The sequence below is a fragment of the Polaromonas sp. P1_G4 genome, from assembly GCF_056405475.1.
This window is the reverse complement of sequence record NZ_JBFUCA010000814.1, coordinates 1-1,294: the sequence shown is the minus strand read 5'-3', so window position 1 is coordinate 1,294 and position 1,294 is coordinate 1. Positions and strand designations below refer to the sequence as shown.

Here is a 1,294-nt window from a genome sequence, read left to right as displayed (position 1 = left end):
GTATAGAGCATGCTGAGATTGGCGGACAATTAAGGCATGATTTCTATTCTGGTGGGGCGTTGGCCGTTGCTAGGGGCTTACTCAAGCAAGCCGGCCAGTTCCAGGCCTTCACGGCCCTTGGGGTGGCGGCAGTCGATGTCTTCGAACTCGTTGACCTTGTCGATCTCCGTGCCCATGGCGATATTGGTGACCTTTTCGAGGATGACTTCCACAACCACCGGCACCCGGTATTTGCGTGCCATCACCTGCGCCTCGACCATGGCGTCATTGATCTTTTCAGGATCGGTCACGCGCAATGACTTGCAGCCCAGGCCTTGCACCACAGCCTGGTGATCCACGCCGTAACTGCGCAGATCACCTTCGCCTGCCGGTACGTTCTGGTTTTCGAAAGCAAGCTGTACGCAGTAGTCCATCTCAAAACCTCGCTGGGCCTGGCGGATCAGGCCCAGATAGCTGTTGTTGACCAGCACCTGCACATAAGGCAGGTTGAACTGCGCACCCACGGCCAGCTCTTCCATCAGGAACTGAAAGTCGTAGTCGCCGGACAGCCCGACAACGGTACGTGTCGGGTCGGCGGCCACTACACCGAGGGCCGCGGGGATGGTCCAACCCAGCGGCCCCGCCTGGCCGCAGTTGATCCACTGGCGTGGCCCGTACACATTGAGAAACTGCGCGCCGGCAATCTGGCTCAGGCCAATGGTTGTCACGTAAATGGTGTCGCGCGGGAACACCTTGTTCATTTCTTCATACACGCGCATCGGTTTGATGGGGGTCTCGGTAAAGTGGGACTTGCGGTGCATGAGCTTTTTCCGCTCAGCACAGCGGGTGGCCCAGTTGCCATAGTCGGGCAGGCTCTTCGCCATCTTGCGTTCGCGGGCGACCTGCACCAGCAGTTCCAGTGCGGCTTTGGCGTCGCTGACAATGCCAAAGTCCGGATTGAACACCCGGCCAATCTGCGTCGGCTCGATATCGACGTGCACAAAGGTGCGGCCTTTGCAATACACCTCGGGCGAACCGGTGTGGCGGTTGGCCCAGCGGTTGCCGATGCCGATGACGAAGTCGCTGGCCAGCATGGTGGCGTTGCCGTAGCGGTGGCTGGTTTGCAGTCCGCACATGCCGGCCATCAGGGGGTGATCGTCGGGAATGGTGCCCCAGCCCATCAGCGTGGGGATCACCGGCACACCGGTGAGTTCGGCAAACTCGACCAACAAATCGGAGGCGTCGGCATTGATGATGCCGCCGCCGGCGACGATCAAAGGCTTGCTGGAAGCAGCAAGCATGTCGAGTGCTTTTT

The 1,294-nt window shown here is 59.9% G+C and carries 1 protein-coding gene; it reads right to left on the bottom strand.

Annotated features, from left to right (window positions below):
- Positions 1-77: 77 nt before the first annotated feature.
- Positions 78-1,294: thiamine pyrophosphate-dependent enzyme (locus AC1D1X_RS23605; RefSeq protein ID WP_477699388.1), on the bottom strand; the 1,217-nt coding region annotated here is incomplete at its 5' end.